The organism is Polaribacter sp. R77954 (genome assembly GCF_044595335.1).
Classification (GTDB): domain Bacteria; phylum Bacteroidota; class Bacteroidia; order Flavobacteriales; family Flavobacteriaceae; genus Polaribacter.
In genome coordinates, this window is sequence record NZ_CP138992.1 from 1324468 (window position 1) to 1344576 (window position 20109).

At 33.1% G+C, this 20109-nt stretch carries 22 protein-coding genes; 4 read left to right on the plus strand and 18 right to left on the minus strand.

What is annotated here, in order from left to right; all coding sequences use genetic code 11:
* Positions 1 to 123: 123 nt before the first annotated feature.
* The 18 genes from rpsN to rpsL all read right to left on the minus strand — a co-directional run bounded on the left by rpsN (position 124) and on the right by rpsL (position 9999).
* Positions 124 to 393, minus strand: a complete 270-nt coding sequence (rpsN, locus tag SJY27_RS05760; RefSeq protein ID WP_068363324.1) for a 30S ribosomal protein S14 — start codon at positions 391 to 393, stop codon at positions 124 to 126.
* A gap of 3 nt (positions 394 to 396) precedes the next feature.
* Entirely contained in the window at positions 397 to 948 is a 552-nt protein-coding gene (rplE, locus tag SJY27_RS05765; protein WP_397447308.1) for a 50S ribosomal protein L5, read from the minus strand.
* A gap of 8 nt (positions 949 to 956) precedes the next feature.
* On the minus strand, positions 957 to 1259 hold the full coding sequence (gene rplX / locus SJY27_RS05770) for a 50S ribosomal protein L24 (protein ID WP_334055661.1): 303 nt from the start codon (positions 1257 to 1259) through the stop codon (positions 957 to 959).
* A 16-nt stretch (positions 1260 to 1275) separates the two neighbouring features.
* Positions 1276 to 1644 (minus strand): 50S ribosomal protein L14, encoded by a 369-nt coding sequence (rplN, locus tag SJY27_RS05775; protein ID WP_015482230.1) that lies wholly within the window; start codon positions 1642 to 1644, stop codon positions 1276 to 1278.
* A gap of 1 nt (position 1645) precedes the next feature.
* Complete coding sequence (rpsQ, locus tag SJY27_RS05780) at positions 1646 to 1903, minus strand: 30S ribosomal protein S17 (protein WP_091891527.1); 258 nt, start codon at positions 1901 to 1903, stop codon at positions 1646 to 1648.
* Positions 1904 to 1923: 20 nt separating this feature from the next.
* Positions 1924 to 2115, minus strand: coding sequence for a 50S ribosomal protein L29 (gene rpmC / locus SJY27_RS05785; RefSeq protein ID WP_105015792.1), 192 nt, complete (start codon positions 2113 to 2115; stop codon positions 1924 to 1926).
* A gap of 11 nt (positions 2116 to 2126) precedes the next feature.
* On the minus strand, positions 2127 to 2558 hold the full coding sequence (gene rplP, locus SJY27_RS05790; protein WP_397447311.1) for a 50S ribosomal protein L16: 432 nt from the start codon (positions 2556 to 2558) through the stop codon (positions 2127 to 2129).
* A 22-nt stretch (positions 2559 to 2580) separates the two neighbouring features.
* A complete protein-coding gene (gene rpsC / locus SJY27_RS05795) occupies positions 2581 to 3297 on the minus strand; it encodes a 30S ribosomal protein S3 (RefSeq protein WP_397447312.1) in 717 nt (238 codons plus the stop codon).
* A gap of 11 nt (positions 3298 to 3308) precedes the next feature.
* Positions 3309 to 3713 (minus strand): 50S ribosomal protein L22, encoded by a 405-nt coding sequence (rplV, locus tag SJY27_RS05800; protein WP_397447313.1) that lies wholly within the window; start codon positions 3711 to 3713, stop codon positions 3309 to 3311.
* Between the two features lie 6 nt (positions 3714 to 3719).
* Positions 3720 to 3998, minus strand: coding sequence for a 30S ribosomal protein S19 (gene rpsS / locus SJY27_RS05805; protein ID WP_105015796.1), 279 nt, complete (start codon positions 3996 to 3998; stop codon positions 3720 to 3722).
* 7 nt (positions 3999 to 4005) lie between these two features.
* Positions 4006 to 4830, minus strand: a complete 825-nt coding sequence (rplB, locus tag SJY27_RS05810; protein ID WP_397447314.1) for a 50S ribosomal protein L2 — start codon at positions 4828 to 4830, stop codon at positions 4006 to 4008.
* Positions 4831 to 4841: 11 nt separating this feature from the next.
* Complete coding sequence (gene rplW, locus SJY27_RS05815) at positions 4842 to 5132, minus strand: 50S ribosomal protein L23 (protein WP_397447315.1); 291 nt, start codon at positions 5130 to 5132, stop codon at positions 4842 to 4844.
* A 4-nt stretch (positions 5133 to 5136) separates the two neighbouring features.
* Positions 5137 to 5766, minus strand: a complete 630-nt coding sequence (rplD, locus tag SJY27_RS05820; protein ID WP_397447316.1) for a 50S ribosomal protein L4 — start codon at positions 5764 to 5766, stop codon at positions 5137 to 5139.
* Entirely contained in the window at positions 5766 to 6383 is a 618-nt protein-coding gene (gene rplC / locus SJY27_RS05825) for a 50S ribosomal protein L3 (RefSeq protein ID WP_397447317.1), read from the minus strand. Before rplC ends, rplD begins: the two co-directional genes overlap by 1 nt.
* Before the next feature lie 284 nt (positions 6384 to 6667).
* Complete coding sequence (gene rpsJ / locus SJY27_RS05830) at positions 6668 to 6973, minus strand: 30S ribosomal protein S10 (protein ID WP_068363283.1); 306 nt, start codon at positions 6971 to 6973, stop codon at positions 6668 to 6670.
* A gap of 21 nt (positions 6974 to 6994) precedes the next feature.
* Positions 6995 to 9112, minus strand: coding sequence for an elongation factor G (fusA, locus tag SJY27_RS05835; protein WP_397447318.1), 2118 nt, complete (start codon positions 9110 to 9112; stop codon positions 6995 to 6997).
* 5 nt (positions 9113 to 9117) lie between these two features.
* Positions 9118 to 9597 carry a 30S ribosomal protein S7 gene (gene rpsG / locus SJY27_RS05840; protein WP_068363273.1) on the minus strand — a complete coding sequence of 160 codons (480 nt, stop codon included), beginning with the start codon at positions 9595 to 9597 and terminating at the stop codon, positions 9118 to 9120.
* Positions 9598 to 9624: 27 nt separating this feature from the next.
* Positions 9625 to 9999, minus strand: coding sequence for a 30S ribosomal protein S12 (gene rpsL / locus SJY27_RS05845; RefSeq protein WP_018943587.1), 375 nt, complete (start codon positions 9997 to 9999; stop codon positions 9625 to 9627).
* A gap of 421 nt (positions 10000 to 10420) precedes the next feature.
* On the opposite strand from rpsL, the gene SJY27_RS05850 reads away from it, so the two are divergent.
* The 4 genes from SJY27_RS05850 to SJY27_RS05865 all read left to right on the plus strand — a co-directional run bounded on the left by SJY27_RS05850 (position 10421) and on the right by SJY27_RS05865 (position 20105).
* The gene (locus SJY27_RS05850) at positions 10421 to 11818 is read left to right on the plus strand and encodes a hypothetical protein (RefSeq protein WP_397447319.1); all 1398 of its coding nucleotides are present in this window, start codon (positions 10421 to 10423) and stop codon (positions 11816 to 11818) included.
* A 137-nt stretch (positions 11819 to 11955) separates the two neighbouring features.
* The gene (locus SJY27_RS05855; protein ID WP_397447320.1) at positions 11956 to 15108 is read left to right on the plus strand and encodes a SusC/RagA family TonB-linked outer membrane protein; all 3153 of its coding nucleotides are present in this window, start codon (positions 11956 to 11958) and stop codon (positions 15106 to 15108) included.
* A 15-nt stretch (positions 15109 to 15123) separates the two neighbouring features.
* A complete protein-coding gene (locus SJY27_RS05860) occupies positions 15124 to 16566 on the plus strand; it encodes a SusD/RagB family nutrient-binding outer membrane lipoprotein (RefSeq protein ID WP_397447321.1) in 1443 nt (480 codons plus the stop codon).
* 269 nt (positions 16567 to 16835) lie between these two features.
* Positions 16836 to 20105: a SusC/RagA family TonB-linked outer membrane protein gene (locus SJY27_RS05865; protein WP_397447322.1), complete on the plus strand. Its 3270-nt coding sequence runs from the start codon at positions 16836 to 16838 to the stop codon at positions 20103 to 20105.
* The last annotated feature ends 4 nt before the right edge of the window (positions 20106 to 20109 follow it).

Consider the following 20109-nt stretch of genomic DNA (forward strand, 5'->3'; position numbering starts at 1 on the left):
ATTTACCTACAGCTATGCTGTGAAAATCGAACCTATAATCTGTTAAAATTCTTATACTCAAAAAAAATAGAGCGTGCAAATGTACACATTCTATTTTTATTTTTAAGATTTAATCTTAGATTTCTACCAACTTGCTTTTTTTACACCTGGTATTAACCCTTGATTAGCCATTTCACGAAACGTTACACGAGAAATTCCAAACTGTCTCATATATCCTTTAGGACGTCCAGTAAGTTTACATCTATTGTGCATTCTAACTGGTGATGCGTTTTTTGGTAATTTTTGCAAGGCTTCATAGTCTCCAGCTTCTTTTAAAGCTTTTCTCTTTTCAGCATATTTTGCAACTGTTTTTGCTCTTTTACGTTCGCGAGCTTTCATTGATTCTTTAGCCATTTCTTAATTTTTTTTGAATGGTAAACCTAATTCTCCTAATAATGACTTTGCCTCTTTATCAGTATCTGCAGACGTAACAAAAGTAATATCCATTCCTCCGATTTTTTTAACTTTGTCAATATTAATTTCTGGGTAGATGATTTGTTCAGTAATACCTAAATTGTAATTACCTCTTCCATCAAAACCATTAGCCTTTATACCGTTAAAGTCTCTTACACGTGGTAAAGAAGCCGTAACTAACCTATCTAAAAACTCATACATTTTATCACCTCTTAACGTAACTTTTACACCAATTGGCATACCTTTACGTAATTTAAATGACGCAACATCTTTTTTTGACATCGTAGAAACTGCCTTTTGACCAGTAATTGTAGTTAACTCATCTACAGCATAATCTATTAATTTCTTATCTGCTATTGCAGCTCCAACACCTTTAGAAACAACTATTTTTTCTAACTTTGGCACCTGCATAACATTTTTATAACTGAACTCTTCAGTAAGAGCTTTGATAACTCTTTCTTTATATTCTGCTTTTAATCTTGGTACGTAACTCATGATTACTATTATTTATTCGTTTTTTTAGAGATTCTAGTTTTAGTATCTCCATCAACATTATAACCAACCCTAACAGCAACACCATCTTCAACTAACATAACATTAGATATATGAAGTGATGCTTCTTTTTTTACAATACCACCTTGAGGACTCTGAGCGCTTGGTTTTGTATGCTTAGAAACTAAATTAACACCTTCTACCAATACTCTATCTTTATCCTTGATAATTTGTAAAACCTTACCTTCAGATCCTTTATGGTCTCCTGCAATTACTTTTACAGTATCTCCTGATTTTAATTTGAACTTTTTCATTTATATATATAATGATTTAAAGCACTTCAGGTGCTAATGATACAATTTTCATGAACTGTTTCTCACGAAGTTCACGAGCAACAGGACCAAATACACGAGTTCCTCTCATTTCCTCTGTAGGATTTAAAAGTACACAAGCGTTATCATCAAATCTAATATATGATCCATCCTTACGTCTTACTTCTTTTTTAGTTCTTACAACAACTGCTCTAGATACTTGACCTTTTTTTACAGTTCCGTTAGGAGTTGCAGACTTTACAGAAACAACAATCTTGTCTCCAATACTTGCGTAACGTTTTTTGGTTCCTCCTAAAACTCTAATGACTAAAACTTCTTTAGCTCCAGTATTATCTGCTACCTTTAATCTTGATTCTGTTTGTAACATATTATTTAGCTCTTTCTAGGATTTCTACTAATCTCCAACGTTTAGATTTACTCATAGGTCTAGTTTCCATGATCCTTACAGTATCACCTTCGTTGCAATCATTCTTTTCGTCGTGTGCAACATACTTTTTCGTTTTTAAAACGAATTTACCGTACATTGGGTGCTTTACTCTTTTTGTTTCAGATACAACAATAGATTTCTCCATTTTGCTACTAGAAACTACACCTATTCTCTCTTTTCTAAGATTTCTTTTTTCCATCTTTAAAACTGACTATAGAATTATTGTAATTCTCTTTTTGTTAATTCTGTTGCAATTCTTGCTACAGTTCTTCTTAATCCTCTCAACTGCAATGGATTCTCTAACGGAGTTATTGCGTGAGCCATTTTAAGATCAGTATAATTCTTTTGCAACGCTCCCAGCTTTTCATTAAGATCAGCTGTGGATAATTCTTTAATTTCTGATTGTTTCATTGTGATTCGAATTATGCGTTAATATCAAAATCTCTTGCTATCACAAACTTCGTTTTTACAGGAAGTTTTTGAGCTGCTAAACGTAAAGCTTCTTTTGCTACATGCATTGGTACACCACCAACTTCAAACAAAATTCTACCCGGTTTAATAACTGCAACAAAATGATCTGGTGCTCCTTTACCTTTACCCATACGTACTTCTAAAGGCTTCTTTGTAATAGGCTTGTCTGGAAATATTTTTATCCATAACTGACCTTCTCTTTTCATATGACGCGTTGCTGCGATACGAGCTGCCTCTATTTGACGTGAAGTTAATAGATTCTGGTCTACAGATTTGATACCGAACATTCCATTAGAAAGTTGGTTCCCTCTCTGAGCATTCCCAGTCATATTCCCTTTCGCCTTCTGTACCTTACGGTATTTTACTCTTTTTGGCTGTAACATCTTTAATTTCTAATTTTAAAAATTATTTTCTTCTACGAGGTCCTCGTTTAGATCTATCACCACCTTTACCACCTTGTTTTTTTGACAAGCCAACTAATGGAGATAATTCTCTTTTACCATAAACCTCACCCTTCATAATCCATACTTTAACACCTAGTCTTCCGTATTGAGTATGAGCTTCTACAAGTGCATAATCGATATCAGCTCTAAAAGTAGAAAGAGGAATTCTACCTTCTTTATAATGTTCTGAACGTGCCATCTCTGCACCATTTAAACGACCTGAAATTTGAACCTTAATTCCTTCAGCATTCATTCTAATGGTGGCTTGAATAGCCATTTTAACTGCTCTTTTGTAAGAAATTCTATTTTCTATTTGACGGGCAATACTAGTTGCAACTAACTTTGCATCTAATTCTGGACGTTTAATTTCAAAAATATTAATTTGAACTTCTTTACCTGTAATCTTTTTAAGCTCTTCTTTTAACTTGTCTACTTCCTGACCTCCTTTACCAATAATAATACCTGGACGTGCAGTTGTAATAGTAACGGTTACAAGCTTTAAGGTGCGCTCTATAATTACTCTAGAAACACTTGCTTTAGATAATCTAGCATTAATATACTTTCTTATCTTATCATCTTCTGCAATTTTATCTCCGTAGTCATTACCACCATACCAGTTAGACTCCCAACCTCTGATGATTCCTAAACGATTTCCTATTGGATTAGTTTTTTGTCCCATTTCTACTTTGATTAATTACTTAAATTTTTACTACCTAACTCTAATGTCACATGATTAGAACGCTTACGAATTCTATGAGCACGTCCTTGTGGAGCTGGTCTTAATCTTTTTAACATTCCTGCACTATCTACACAAATAGATTTTACATATAAACCTGCGTCTTCAATAGATGCATCCTCATTTTTAGCTTGCCAATTTGCTATTGCAGACAATAACAATTTCTCTAAATTGATTGATGCTTCTTTTGGACTGAATTTTAAGATTTGTAAAGCCTTTTCAACTTCTACACCTCTTACTTGATCAGCTACTAAACGCATTTTTCTTGGTGATGTAGGACAGTTAGTAAGCTTCGCGAAAGCACGTTGCTTTCTATCTGCTTTTAACTGATCTGCCATATTTTTTTTACGAACTCCCATTTCCTACTATTTTTTACCTTTATTTTTTGCACCAGCATGTCCTCTAAAAGAACGAGTTGGTGAAAATTCGCCTAATTTATGCCCTACCATGTTTTCTGTTACATATACAGGTACAAACTGACGTCCATTATGAACAGCGATAGTTTGACCCACAAAATCTGGAGAAATCATACTTGCTCTTGACCAAGTTTTGATAACCGATTTATTACCAGATTCAACATTAGCTAACACTTTTTTCTCTAATTTATAGTGAATGTAAGGTCCTTTTTTTAATGATCTTGCCATGACTTAATTATTTCTTTCTACGTTCAATAATGTACTTATTACTAGCTTTAGTCTTAGATCTAGTTTTAAATCCTTTTGCAGGAATACCATTTCTTGATCTCGGATGACCTCCTGATGAACGTCCTTCTCCACCTCCCATTGGGTGATCAACAGGGTTCATTCTAACAGCATTAACTCTTGGTCTTCTACCTAACCATCTTCTTCTCCCAGCCTTACCTGATACTAATAATTGATGATCTGAATTAGATACAACACCAATTGTTGCAGTACAAGTCAATAAAATTAATCTAGTTTCTCCTGAAGGTAACTTTACAGTTGCATATTTTCCATCCCTTGCCATTAACTGAGCAAATGAACCAGCAGAACGTGCCATAACAGCACCTTGACCTGGATGTAATTCTATACAAGAAATCGTTGTCCCTAAAGGAATATCGCTAAGTGACATTGTATTTCCTATTTCTGGAGTAACCCCAGCACCTGATACGATTGTCTGACCAACTTTTAAACCGTTTTGAGCAATTACATAACGCTTTTCACCATCAGCATAACTAATTAAAGCAATAAATGCAGTACGATTTGGATCGTATTCAATAGTTTTTACTGTTGCAGGGATACCCTTCTTATCTCTTTTAAAATCGATAATACGATACTTTTGCTTGTGACCACCTCCGATATTACGCGTAGTCATTCTACCCTGATTGTTTCGACCTCCAGATCTTTTTTTCGGCGCCAATAATGACTTTTCCGGCTTATCAGTTGTTATGGTGTCGAACCCATTCACAACTCTAAAACGCTGACCTGGTGTTATTGGTTTTAATTTTCTAACTGACATTGTGTCTTTTCTTAAAGATTGTTATAAAAATCAATACTTTCTCCTTCTGCTACCTGTACTATAGCTTTTTTATACCCGCTTTTAATACCAGTAACTAAACCTTTTTTAGTATACTTTGTATTTCTTTGAATAGGGTAGTTTAAAGTTTTAACACTTGAAATAGAAACTCCATAAGCTGCCTCAACAGCGTCTTTAATCTCTAATTTATTAGCTTTGTTATCTACAACAAATGTATAACGATTAAATAATTCACTATCGTTTGTTGCTTTTTCCGTGATAATAGGTTTTATTAAAATACTCATCTCCCTATTTGCTTAAATTTGAGTTAATTTCTACTAAAGAACCTTCAGTAATTACAACAGCATTAGCGTTCAAAACGCCATAGGTATTGATTTCTGAAGCCTTGACAACTTTAGAACCTTTTAAATTACGTGAGGATAAATACACATTTGCATTTTCATCTCCTAAAACGAATAATGATTTTTTAGTTTCTAATTCTAAAGCTTTAAGTACGTTCACAAAGTTTTTAGTCTTTGGTGTATCAAAGTTAAAATCTTCTACTACTACTAAATTCTTATCGTTTGCTTGAATACTTAAAGCTGACTTACGTGCTAAACGCTTTAAGTTTTTATTCAATTTAAAAGAATAGTTTCTTGGTCTTGGCCCAAACATACGACCACCACCTCTAAAAACACCAGACTTGATAGAACCTGCTCTTGCAGTACCAGTTCCTTTTTGTTTTTTTATCTTTCTTGTTGACCCTACTATTTCAGCTCTTTCTTTAGACTTATGAGTTCCCTGACGTTGATTTGCCAAGTACTGCTTAACATCTAAATATATAGCATGATCATTAGGCTCTATACCAAATACATCTGCAGATAGTTCAACCTTTCTACCTGTATCTTTTCCTGTAATATCTAAAACTGCTAATTCCATTATTTCTGAATAGTTACAAAAGCGTTTTTGTGACCAGGAATTGCTCCTTTAACAACAAGTAAGTTCTTTTCAGCAACCACTTTTAACACTCTTAAATTTTGTACTTTCACTTTATCTCCTCCCATTCTACCTGCCATACGCATTCCTTTGAATACTCTTGCAGGATATGATGCAGCACCAATTGAACCAGGAGCTCTTAATCGATTATGTTGACCATGAGTAGCTTGACCAACCCCACCAAAACCGTGACGTTTTACTACACCTTGAAAACCTTTACCTTTAGAAACCCCAGAAACATCAACAAACTCTCCCTCAGCGAAATGATCAACCGTGATAGAATCTCCTAATTTGTACTGTTCTTCAAACCCTTGAAATTCAACGACTTTTTTCTTAGCAGTGGTGCCAGCTTTTTTAAAGTGACCGTCTAACGCTTTGTTAGAACTCTTCGCCTTTTTGTCATCGAAACCAAGTTGCAACGCATTGTATCCGTCAACCTCTTCGGTTCTGACTTGGGTAACAACGCAAGGACCTGCTTCAATAACCGTACAAGGAATATTTTTCCCGTTTTCGTCAAATAAGCTGGTCATTCCAATTTTTCTTCCTATTAACCCAGACATTTAGTTAAAATTTTAGACGATAGATTATAGTATCCAGCGCGTCTATTATTAATAATTATTTGTTTTGAAACAATTGTTTCACTCTTAGTCCTTAAAATTTCACTTAAAAAAAAACAGCGCAAACAAATTCAACGCTGATTTTGTTTTTCCGTTTTTCCTTCGCGAAACGCTCTGGACATGTTGCTACTTAAAAAAAATAGCTTTACCCTACTCAATTTCGGGTTGCAAAAGTATAAAAAACTTTCGGCTTAACAAAATTAAACCGAAAGTTATTCTTAATTTACTTATACTTTGATTTCAACTTCCACACCACTTGGTAATTCAAGTTTCATTAAAGCATCAATAGTTTTTGAAGAAGAACTATAAATGTCTAATAATCTCTTGTAAGCAGCTAATTGAAATTGTTCTCTAGATTTTTTATTAACGTGTGGTGAACGTAAAACTGTAAAAATCTTTTTATGGGTTGGTAATGGTATTGGTCCGTTTACAACAGCTCCAGTACTTTTTACCGTCTTTACTATCTTTTCAGCAGATTTATCTACTAAATTGTAATCGTAAGACTTTAATTTTATTCTAATTTTTTGACTCATCTTATAATAATATTTAGTAGGTTATCCTTTTGCTTTTGCAATTACATCCTCAGAAACATTTGAAGGAGTTTCAGCATAATGTGAAAATTCCATCGTAGATGTTGCTCTACCAGAAGACATGGTTCTTAATGCAGTAACGTATCCGAACATTTCAGATAAAGGGACTAAGGCTTTAACAACTTTAGCTCCATTTCGATCACTCATATCATTAACTTGGCCTCTTCTTCTGTTTAAGTCACCAACTATATCACCCATGTTTTCTTCTGGAGTTAGCACTTCTAACTTCATTAAAGGTTCCATAATTTTAGCTTTTGCAGCTTTTGCAGCAGCTTTATAACCTAATTTTGCAGCCAATTCAAAAGATAATTGATCAGAATCCACTGCGTGAAAAGAACCATCCTTTAAAGTAACTTTCATAGAATCCATTTCGTAACCTGCTAAAGGACCATTCTTCATTGCTTCTTTGAATCCTTTTTCTACAGAAGGTACAAATTCTTTAGGAACGTTACCCCCTTTAATTATAGACTCAAATTGTAATCCTTGAACACCTTCATCTGCTGGCTCCATAGTAAATACAATATCAGCAAATTTACCACGACCACCAGATTGTTTCTTATAAACTTCTCTATGATCTGCAGCAGCTGTAATAGCTTCTTTATATTCTACTTGAGGTTGACCTTGGTTAACTTCAACTTTGAACTCACGTTTTAAACGATCTACAATTACATCTAAGTGCAATTCACCCATACCAGAAATAATTGTCTGACCTGAAGCTTCATCAGTTCTTACTGTAAAAGTAGGATCTTCTTCAGCTAACTTACCTAAACCGATACCTAATCTATCAACATCAGCTTTAGTTTTAGGTTCAACAGCAATACCAATTACTGGATCTGGAAAATCCATAGATTCCAAAACGATTGGGTGCTTTTCGTCAGATAAAGTATCACCAGTTTTAATTGATTTAAAACCTACAGCAGCACCAATATCTCCAGCTTCGATATAATCAATTGCGTTTTGCTTATTAGCATGCATTTGATAAATACGAGAAATACGTTCTTTTTTAGCTGAACGATTGTTTAACACGTAAGAACCAGCATCTAAACGTCCTGAATACGCTCTAAAAAATGCCAAACGACCAACAAAAGGATCTGTAGCAATTTTAAACGCTAAGGCAGCAAATGGTTCTTTAACATCTGGCTTACGTAATTCTTCTAAACCTGTATCTGGGTTTGTACCTGTAATACCTTCTTTATCTGTAGGAGAAGGTAAATAACGACAAACAGCATCTAATAAAAATTGAACACCTTTGTTTTTAAACGCAGATCCACAAATCATAGGAATAATTGCCATATCCATAACAGCAGCTCTTAATGCACTATGCACTTCTTCTTCTGTAATTGAATCTTCATCTTCCATAAATTTCTCAAGAAGATCTTCATCATAACTTGCTACTTCCTCTATTAAAAGTGCACGGTATTTACGAGCTTCTTCTTTCATATCCTCAGGAATTTCGATAACATCGAAAGTTGCTCCTTGAGTTTCGTCATGCCATACAATAGCACGATTCTTTACTAAATCAATAACACCTTTAAATTCATCTTCATCACCAATATTTAAAACGATTGGCACTGCGTTTGATTTTAACATATCTTTTACCTGCTGACAAACACCTAAAAAGTCAGAACCTTGACGATCCATTTTATTAACGAATCCGATTCTTGGTACTTTATAGTTATCAGCTAGTCTCCAGTTTGTTTCTGATTGAGGTTCTACACCATCAACAGCAGAAAACAAGAAAACCAATCCATCTAACACACGCAATGATCTATTTACTTCTACAGTAAAGTCTACGTGACCAGGAGTATCAATAATATTAAAATGATATCCTTTAGTATCTGGAGTTTTTTCTCCATTTTCAATTGGAAAATTCCATGTACAAGTTGTTGCAGCAGAAGTAATTGTAATACCTCTTTCTTGCTCTTGTTCCATCCAGTCCATAGTTGCTGCACCATCATGAACCTCACCAATCTTGTGAGAAACACCTGTATAATACAGAACACGCTCTGTGGTTGTAGTTTTTCCAGCATCAATATGAGCTGCAATACCTATATTTCTTGTATATTTTAAATCTCTAGCCATTTCTATTAGAATCTAAAATGTGAAAATGCTTTGTTTGCTTCTGCCATTTTATGAGTATCTACTCTCTTTTTTACAGCAGCTCCTTCTTCTTTAGCCGCAGCTAAAATTTCAGCAGCTAAACGTTGCGCCATTGTTTTTTCATTTCTTTTACGCGTATACAAAATCATCCATTTGATGGCCATAGATACTTTACGGTCTGGTCTGATTTGCATAGGGATTTGGAATGTTGCACCACCTACTCTACGAGATCTAACTTCTACGTGAGGCATTACATTTGACAAGCCTTCTTTCCAAATTTCTAAGGCTGTTTTTTCTTCACCTTCACCTTTTCTTTCTTCTACGATATCCATTGCATCATAAAATACTTTAAAGGCTACTGACTTTTTACCACTCCACATCAAGTTATTCACAAAACGCGTAACTAACTGATCATTAAACTTTGGATCTGGTAATAAGACTCTTTTTTTTGCTGCTCTTTTTCTCATGTCTTTACATTAAAAAAGTTACTAATTTTACTTTTTTGGGCGTTTTGCACCATACTTAGACCTACGTTGAGTTCTACCCTCAACACCTGCTGTATCTAATGCTCCACGTACCACGTGATATTTAACACCTGGTAAATCTTTTACCCTTCCACCTCTAACTAATACTATCGAGTGCTCTTGTAAGTTGTGTCCTTCACCTGGAATGTATGCGTTTATCTCATTACCATTAGTCAATCTAACTCTGGCAACTTTACGCATTGCTGAATTAGGTTTCTTTGGTGTTGTAGTATAAACACGTGTACAAACTCCACGTCTTTGAGGACAAGACGACAAAGCAGCCGATTTACTCTTCTTAGTTATTTTGGTTCTTCCTTTACGAACTAATTGTTGAATAGTTGGCATACTAAATTATTACTGTTTTTCGTTTATATTAAACTTTACCCTGTTTTTAAGGGTGTGCAAATGTACAATTAAATTCTAATTATACAAATATCAGTAAGTTATTTTTTGAAAATGATTATTTAACCAGTTGTTTTTATCGAATTAACTTACTTTTGAATTTTATATTTGATCCATTTTGAAGTCGAAACTCATTTATCTTTTTTTACTCTTTTATGCCTTTTTTTTTAATTGTGATTTTTTTGCACAAAAGCTAACACTTCAACTCACCTCTATTCATGATAACGAAGCAAAATTTTTACAACAAATTAAATACAAACAAAAACACAAAGATTCACTATCGTTAATTACGGAAATAAACAAAACATCTATTAATTTAAAAAAAATGGGGTATTTGACAAACTCTATTGACAGCATTAAAAAAATGAAAAATAATTTTATGGTGTATTTTACCTTAAACAAAAAAATAGATGCTATGGTATTAAAAATAAAACCAGAGTTTCGTTTTCTTTTTAAAGATTTAAAATCTGATTCATTGACCATACCAATAAAAGAAATTGAAAACACGCTACTGACCATCTCAAAAAAATTAGAAAAACAAGGAAAACCTTTTTCTAAAGTTCGATTGAAAAATTTAAATATTAAAAACAAAAAACTAATTGCTGAATTAGATTTAAGCATCTCTAAAAAAAGACATTTAAATAAGGTTGTTATTAAAGGATATGAGAATTTTCCAAAATCGCTTCTAAAAAATCATTTTAAAATCAAAGAAGGTACAATATTTCATCAACAAAAAATCAAACAGATTTCTAATGACTCGGAAAGCTTAAAATTTATTCAAGTAATAAAACCACCTGAAATTTTATTCACAAAGGATTCTACATTATTATATTTATATTTCAAGAAAAAAATAAATAATAGCTTTGATGGAATTATAAATTTTTCATCCGAAGAAAATGGGGATTTATTATTTAATGGAAATATAGACTTAAAACTAAACAACACTTTTAATAAAGGAGAAAAATTGGAACTATACTGGAATAGCATTGGGCAAGATAGGCAAGAGTTTCGTTTAACTTCAGAAACACCTTATTTATTTAATTCAAAATTTACTCCAAAAATACTGTTTAACATTTACAAACAAGACTCTACCTTTTTAAACACCACCTTTAATATTAAACTATTCTATAATTTTAACTCGAAATCTAAAATAGCACTTAATTACGATTCAACATCTTCAGAAAACTTAACAAATAATACAAGCACTAATCTCGAAACTTTTAATAATTATTTTCTGGGCTTTGCATACAATTACACCATTGCTAAAAATGATTTTTTTTTGAATGATAAATTCCATTTTGAAATTACACACAGTCTTGGTAAAAGACAAGCAAATCAAAGTTTTTCAAATCAATATAAAATAGAAACTTTAACAACCTATATTTGGGATATCAATAATAGAAACAGTTTTTATATTAAGAATAAAATTGGATACTTAAACTCCACCAACTACTTAACCAATGAACTTTTTAGAATTGGCGGCCCAAAATCTATAAGAGGCTTTAATGAACAAAGCATATTTACCAAACAGTACACCTATTTTAATACTGAATATAGATTATTAACCAATAATGATTCCTATATTTATTCTATTGCTGATTTTGGATATATTAACGCGACAAACTATTTAAGTTTTGGCCTTGGATATTGCTTTACAAAAAATAAATCTGTTTTCAATATCAATTCTGTTGTTGGAAGCAAAAATGCCACTTTTAATTTATCGAACATTCAATTAAACATCAATTGGGTGACTTTTTTTTAATAATGTTTAACGATTTCATTAAATCATTAGACTTTTTCTTTCGTTTTAACAATAATTAACAATTATTAACAATTTTTATTGGTTCTTTGATTTTAATTTTTAATATTTGACCCAAATTAATTCAAATAAATTAAATAATGAAAACAAAGTTGAAAGGATTTCTAACGCTACTCTTAGCGTTGGTTGTGCAAATTACTTTAGCACAAGAAAAGACAGTTACTGGAACTGTATCTGAAGCATCAGGACCACTACCTGGTGTTAGTGTTTCTGTGAAAGGAACAGCAAAAGGAACTGAAACTGATTTTGATGGAAAGTATGCTATCAAAGTTAAAAAAGGAGACATCCTTAGATTTAGTTACTTAGGCTACAAAACTGCAGAAAAAGCAGTAGGGTCATCTAACACTGTAAACATAACAATGGTGGAAGATGCAAGTGTATTAGATGAAATTGTAGTTACTGCATTAGGTATTAAAAGAGATAAAAAATCTCTTGGTTTTGCACAACAATCTGTAAAACCAGAAAACCTAGTAAGAACAAGAGAAACAGACTTAAACAATGCGTTAGCTGGTCGTGTTTCTGGGGTTCAAGCTGTAGGTGCACCATCTTCTGGATTTGGTAATTCAAGTATCCGTTTAAGAGGTCAAAGTATTTCACTTTACATTGTAGATAACGTAAAGGTAAATAGTATTTCAGACATTAATACTGATGACATTGCAGATTTATCAGTACTTAAAGGAGCTGCAGCAACAGCTTTGTATGGACCTGAAGCTCTTAGTGGTATTATTGTAATTACAACTAAAACCGCTAAAAAAGGTACTTCTACAATTACAGTTAACCACAGTACATCTATGGACAATGTGTATTTATTACCTGAATACCAAAATGAATATGGTGGTGGTTATTCTCAAGACTTTAACACATTTAGCTTCGACGCTTCAAGACATCCTGCTTCTTGGTCATCTTTTGATGGGCAACAAATGGTAGAATATTATGCAGATGAAAGCTGGGGTCCTAAATTAGATGGTACAATGGTTCGTCATTGGGATTCTTGGATTCAAGGAGACCCTGAGTTTGGTCAATTAAGAGCATTTGAAGCTAATCCAGATAACATCAAGGATTTCTTTGATACTGGTAGTACCAATAACACTTCAATAGATTTCTCAAAAGCGGGAGAAGATTATAGTATTAAAGCAGGTCTTGTTAATATTGATAGAACCAGTGTTGTACCTAACTCATTTAGAAGACAAGTTCAAGGTTATGTGAATGCTAGATTTAATATTACAGATAAACTAGAAGGTTATGCCAATATTAACTATCAAGATAGAAGAACTAGAAACTTTCCTGATAATGGATATGGAAACATTGCATCTAACTTTAACCAATGGTGGCAACGTCAATTAGATATGGACAGAGTTAGAAATTACAGAAGAAATGGACAAGTTGTTTCTTGGAATATCAACAGCCCAACAGATACAAGTCCATTATATTGGGATTCTCCATTTTTTGAAACTAACGAAAATTTAAATACACAAACTAAAAATGCTACTTATGGTAGAATTGGTTTAAATTATACCGTTAATGATAATTTGAATGGTTATGTAGAATTAAGAAAAACAGCTACTTCTTTTGAGTCTAATGATAGAACTGCTTTTGGTGGCTTAGGACAACCTTCTTATAGTGAAAACGAAAGCATGAACTATAGAGATGAATTATTTGGTATAGTAAACTATTCTAAAGATTTAACTGAAGATTTAGATTTAAATGCTAGTGCTGGTTTTGAACTAATTACACTTGGTGGAGAGGAATTGAGATCAAATACAGTAGGAGGTTTAACCACTTTAGATTTCTATAGTTTAAGTACTTCTGTAGATAGACCTGTTGTTGTTAATGAACAATATAAGCAAAAAACGCAAGGTGTTTTCGCTAAAGCCTCTTTAGGATATAAGGATATGCTTTTTGTAGACGGATCTGCTAGATTTGATTGGGGATCTACTGCAAACCCTGATGCTAATAGAGTTGAAACTTATGGGGGTTCTGTAAGTTTTATTTTCACAAAATTATTACCACAAAATGATATAATTTCATTTGGTAAATTAAGAGCAAGTGCTGCATCTGGGCCTTTCTTCCCTAGTAGATACAGATTAACTCCTACTTTCGATATTGGTACTCCTTACGGAAATAGTGGTACATTAAGCAGCCAAGGTGTGTTTGCAAACCCATTGTTAGAAGGTGGTCAAAGAGTGGATTATGAATTTGGTACTGAATTAAAATTATTTAAAGGAAAAATTGATTTAGACCTTACTTATTTCCAAAGAAAAGATGTTGACTTACCTACTAATGTATCTTTAGATGGTGCAAGCGGATTTACTTCTACATTTTTAAATAGTGGAGAACAAACAACTGATGGTATAGAAGTTGGTTTAAATTTCTCACCAATAAAAACAGAAGACTTTGAATGGAGCGTATATTCTAACTTTGCTACATTAAAAAGAAAAGTTGTTGCTATTGCTGATGGTGTTGATGTAAATGTACTTTCTAGTTCTTGGAGAGGAATTCAGTTACAAGAAAGAGTTGGTGAAGAGTGGGGTGCTATCTATGGTAGAGCTTTTACTAGAGATGATGATGGAAACATCGTTTTATCTTCAACTGGTGCTCCAAGATACGAAACTAATCAATATTTAGGTAATGTATTACCAGACTTTACAGGTGGTTTATCTAACAATATTCGTTACAAAAACTTTAATTTAGGTTTTGATGTTGACTTTCAAAGTGGAGGTAAAGTATTTTCTGTATCAAGAATGTTTAACAACTATTCTGGTTTAGGTATCGAAACTGTTGGAAATAACAATTTAGGAAACCCTGTAAGAGATCCACTAGTTGGTACTGCTACATCAAGTGGTAGTGCAGTTGCAAATGCTACAGGAGCATCTGGAGGGGTATTAATAGAAGGTGTTGATGAAACAACTGGTGCACCTGTTTCTTATAATGTAGAAGGCGCTACTTATTGGGGTCGTTTATTTGCGTTGCATGAAAGATGGTTATATGACGCTTCTTACATAAAATTAAGAACAGTAAGATTAGACTACGACTTACCTGTTAAAGCATTAGAAAACACACCTTTCAAAAAAATAAATGTTGGTGTATTTGCTAATAATGTATGGTTAATTCATTCTGCAATACCTGGTTTAGATCCATCTGAAATTGAAACTGCAGATGGTGTAAATTGGACTGAAGGTGGTCAATTACCAAACGTTAGAACAGTTGGATTTAACTTAAGAATGACTTTCTAAAAAAAAACGAATAAAATGAAAAACAATATTAAAATTAAAACACTTATACTGGCTGTATTGGTTGCCTTTACAGCTTGTGAAACTGTAGATTTTGGAGGTACAAATGTCGATCCAAATAGTCCAAGTAATTCTGTACCATCCTTACTATTAACAAATGTTCAAAGAGGATTTAGTGGAATAACTTCGCACAGAACTGCAAATTTATATGTTCAATATTTATCTAATGGACAATATGATGAAGAATCTAGATACCAAACATTAAATTGGGGTACTAATGGTTCTTATGCAACATTGCAAGATATTAAACAAATTATTGAAATAAACACTAGTGAAGACACTAAAGTTGCAGCTCAAGCTTATGGTTCAAATGGTAACCAAATAGCAGCTGCTACTATCTTAAAAGTATATTGGTATCAGTTAATGACTGAAAGATGGGGGTATTTACCTTATACTGAAGCAAATGACGCTAACAACACTACAAAACCAAAATACGATTCTCAGGAAGCAATTTACATGGGTTTATTTAGTGAGTTAGATGCTGCTTTAGCTTCTATGGATTCTGGTAATGGACCTTCTGGAGACATTCTTTTTGGAGGTGATATGACAAGTTGGAGAACATTTGCAAATACCATTAAAATGGTTATGGCTTTGCGTTTGTCTAATGCAGACCCTACAACTGGTAGTGCTAAATTTAATGAAGCTTTATCAGGTGTAATATCTTCTAATTCAGATAATATTCAATATACATTCTTATCAGAAGATTCTAATGATAATCCATGGGAAGATCACTTTGTTAACGAAGGAAGAAAAGATTACTTAATGAGTGATACTTTTGTAAACAAATTAATTGGTTCTGGAACAAACACTGCTCCAGAAGACCCAAGATTACCAAAATATGCTCAACTTTCAGAAACGGGTGCTGTTTATGTAGGTGCTCCATATGGACAATCTAATTCAGCCACTGCCAATTATTCATTTATTACAGCTGATATCATCAATAAAGGTGATGCTCCTTTAATGATTTATACTTATGCAGAAGTTTTATTTGCCAGAGCTGAAGCTGCTGCTTGGGGATGGACAACAGAAGACGCTGCTACTCTTTATGAACAAGCTATTCAAGCTTCTATGGATCAATGGGGAGTAGATGCTGCAGATGCTACTGCATACATCGCTGCTAACCCTTACACAGGTGTAGACGATATTGCTTACGAAAAATGGGTTTCTTTATATTTACAAGGTTACAACAGTTGGGCTGAGTGGAGAAGATTCAAAGCAATGGGTACTGAAGGTAAAATTGGATTAGTTGCTCCAGGTGATTTACTATCTAATGCTACAGATATCCCACAAAGACATGGTTACTCTGCAACAGCTGCTTCTTTAAACGAAGAAAATTATAATGCTGCAGTTGCTGCTCAAGGTGCAGATAATTTAGATACCAAACTATGGTTGTTTAAATAAGCAAATCTTTATAAAATTATAAACAAAGGGTCGTCTAATTAGTTTTAGACGGCCTTTTTTATGCTTCAAATGTTCCTAACTTATAATTTAAAACTAAAAATTTAAAATTATAAGTGTTCGAAACCACCAGTGTTTTAAAGAAGTTTACGAAATACAAACAATATTGTTTCAATTATTTTACGTTTAATTAAACAAAAAAAAGTTAAATAAGTTGTTTAATTAACTTTAATTTAAGACTTTTGACTTTAATTAATTCAAATAATTATAAAATGAAGACAAAGTTTAATGGAATTTTAACGCTATTCTTGGCGTTGGTAGTGCAAATAACCTTTGCACAACAAAAAACTGTTTCAGGTACAGTATCTGATCAATCAGGTCCTTTACCTTCGGTAAGTATTAACATCAAAGGTACAACTACTGGTGCACAAACTAATTTTAATGGTGAATACTCTATTAAGGCTAGTAGCAAAGACATTTTGGTTTTTAGATACTTAGGTTACAAAGTACTAGAGAAAAAAGTTGGTTCGTCAACCACTATTAATGTAACCATGATTGAAGACAGCAATGTATTAGACGAAATTGTAGTAACAGGATTTGGTAGTGTTTCTAAGACATCATTTGCAGGATCTGCAAAAGTGGTACAAGGTGAAAATATTTCTGCAAAATCTTTTACAAACGTAAGTCAAGCATTAGCAGGAGAGGCTGCAGGTGTAAATGTTATTAACACATCTGGACAGCCAGGTAGTGTATCTACAATTAGAATTAGAGGTTTTGGTTCTGTAAATGGTAGTAACGCTCCTTTATATATTGTTGATGATGCACCTTTTTCAGGTAGTTTGAATGATATTAATCCTTATGATATCGAATCTGTAACTATTTTGAAAGATGCTTCAGCAACTTCGTTATATGGTGCAAGAGGTTCAAACGGTGTAATCGTTATTACAACAAAAAGAGGTAAGAGTTCTGGTGGTTCATCATTAAATGTTTCTATCAAGTCAGGTACAAACTTTCAAGGTGTACCAAGATACGAAACAATTAGTAGTCCTGAGGAGTACATAGGTATTGCATGGGAAGGAATTTACCAAAGAGGTTTATTGTCTAATAACGGAGATAACGCTTTAGCAATTGATTATGCAAATAGCAACCTTTTTGAAGGAAACAATGCCGATGTTTCAGATATTTCTCCAATCTATAATATGTGGAATACTTCAGATTCAGGAGCTACTGGTGTTTCTGAACTTATTGATCCTGCTACTGGTACAGTTAGACCTGGCATAACAAGAAGATATACCCCAGAAGATTGGGAAGATTTTGCTTTTCAGCCATCGAATAGATTAGAGGCTAATGTATCATTATCTAATTCTTTTGAAAATTCTTCTGTTTATGTATCTCTAGGATATATTGAAGATGTTGGTTATGCTTCTAATACAGATTATACAAGATTAAATGCTCGTGTAGCAGGTGTTAATAAATTTGGTGATAATATCACTTTAAATACATCTCTAAACTACACACAGAGTGAATCAAACGATAATGGAACAGGTTCTTCTTCATCATCACAGTTTTGGTGGATTGATAACTTACCTTCTATATACCCATTGTACAGAAGAGATGCAGCAGGTGATAGAATAGATGACCCTATTTATGGAGGATTTTTATATGATTATGGTTTAGAAGATGGTCGTGGTTTTGGTTTTGCTACAAATGGTGTTGCAGATTCACAGATAAACATTAGTAGAAATAAAAACAACTCTGTAAACTTTAATAATGACCTTAAAATTGATTTAGCAGAAGGTTTAATATTCGAAAACAATTTTGCGTACCAATATTTTATGAATGACGACATTGACTTAAATGAGCCTTTTTATAGTCCAGCGAAAGGAAATGGTGGTTTAATTAACAGAACTAGAAGAGAAACTAAAAACTATACGTTAAGAACTGGTTTCCGTTACAAGAAAACATTTAATGATTTTAAATTAAATGCTTTTGTATCTCACGTAGCAACTAGTTACGAATTCAATTATTTAGAAGCAGAGCGTACCAACTTGGTAACTCCTTTTGGAACTGACATCTCAAATGGTGTTGTAAATCAACCTGTTGATGGTTATACAGATACAGAAGCTACTGAAAGTTACATTGCTAATGTTACTACAGATTACGCAGGTAAATACTTTTTGAATGCTACCTTCAATAGAGATGCATCTTCAAGATTTGTAAACAACAAATGGGGTAATTTTTACTCGGTTGGTGCAGCATGGATTCTTTCTAAAGAAGATTTCTTAAGTGACTACAATTTCATAGATCTTTTAAAATTAAAAGCAAGTTATGGTATTATTGGTAATTCTGGTGTTTTAAATGGTACAGTAGCTAGATATTATCCAGGTTATAACCAATACTCTATTAACAATTTAAATGGAAATATTTCATTAGCATTTGATTATAAAGGTAATCCAGACTTAACTTGGGAAAGTTCTAACCAATTCAATATTGGTGTTGAATTCGAATTAGGTAATTTTATAGATGGATCACTTGAGTACTACAATATAAGTACTACAGATATGTTCTTTAATAGAGATGTAGCACAATCTTTAGGAACATATGCTTCTATACTAGTAAACGATGGAGAAATCGTAAATAGAGGTGTAGAATTTGATTTGAATTTTAGACTTATTCAAAAGGATCGATTTAAATTAAATTTCGGTGTTAATGGAGCAATGCTAAGTAATGAATTCAAAGCTTTACCAATTGACCCAGTTACAGGAGAAGAGAGAAAATTAATTATTAATGGTGGGTTTGCCTATGAAGTTGGTCGTTCTTTATACGACAGACATATCCCTGTTTATGTAGGTGTTAATTCTGATACAGGAGCAGCACAATGGGAACGTTATTTTGATGATGTAAATGGTGATGGTACCTATGCATCTGCAGATGATGTACTTATTACCAACTTAACGCAGTACACCAATGATAATCCAAATTCTAATGTAGTACAAGATGTTACTGAAGTTTATGGAGAAGCAGCAGATAAATTTATTGATAAAACAGCTATACCAGATATCAGTGGTGCTTTTAGAATTAATGCTGAAATAGGAGATTTCTCAATTAGTACATTATTCAACTACCAAATTGGTGGATGGGCTTACGATTCTGCATATGCTAACTTAATGGACAATGATTTTGCAGGTACAAACAACTTCTCAGTTGATATTAGAGATCGTTGGATGGCTCCTGGTGATGTTACTGACATACCAAGACAAGATGCTGGATTTCAAGTACAGCAAAATGCAACATCAACAAGATTTTTAACAGATGCTTCATTCCTAGCATTAAACAACGTTCGTGTTGGTTATAAATTACCTACAAAAGTTGCTTCAAAAATTGGAGCTAAAAATTTAGAGATATTTGCAACAGGTGATAACTTATGGTTAACTTCAAAAAGAAAAGGTTTTAACCCATCTACCTCAGTAACAGGAAGCTCTGATATTTATACATACAACCCATTATCTACATTTGTATTGGGAATCAATTTAAATTTATAATATT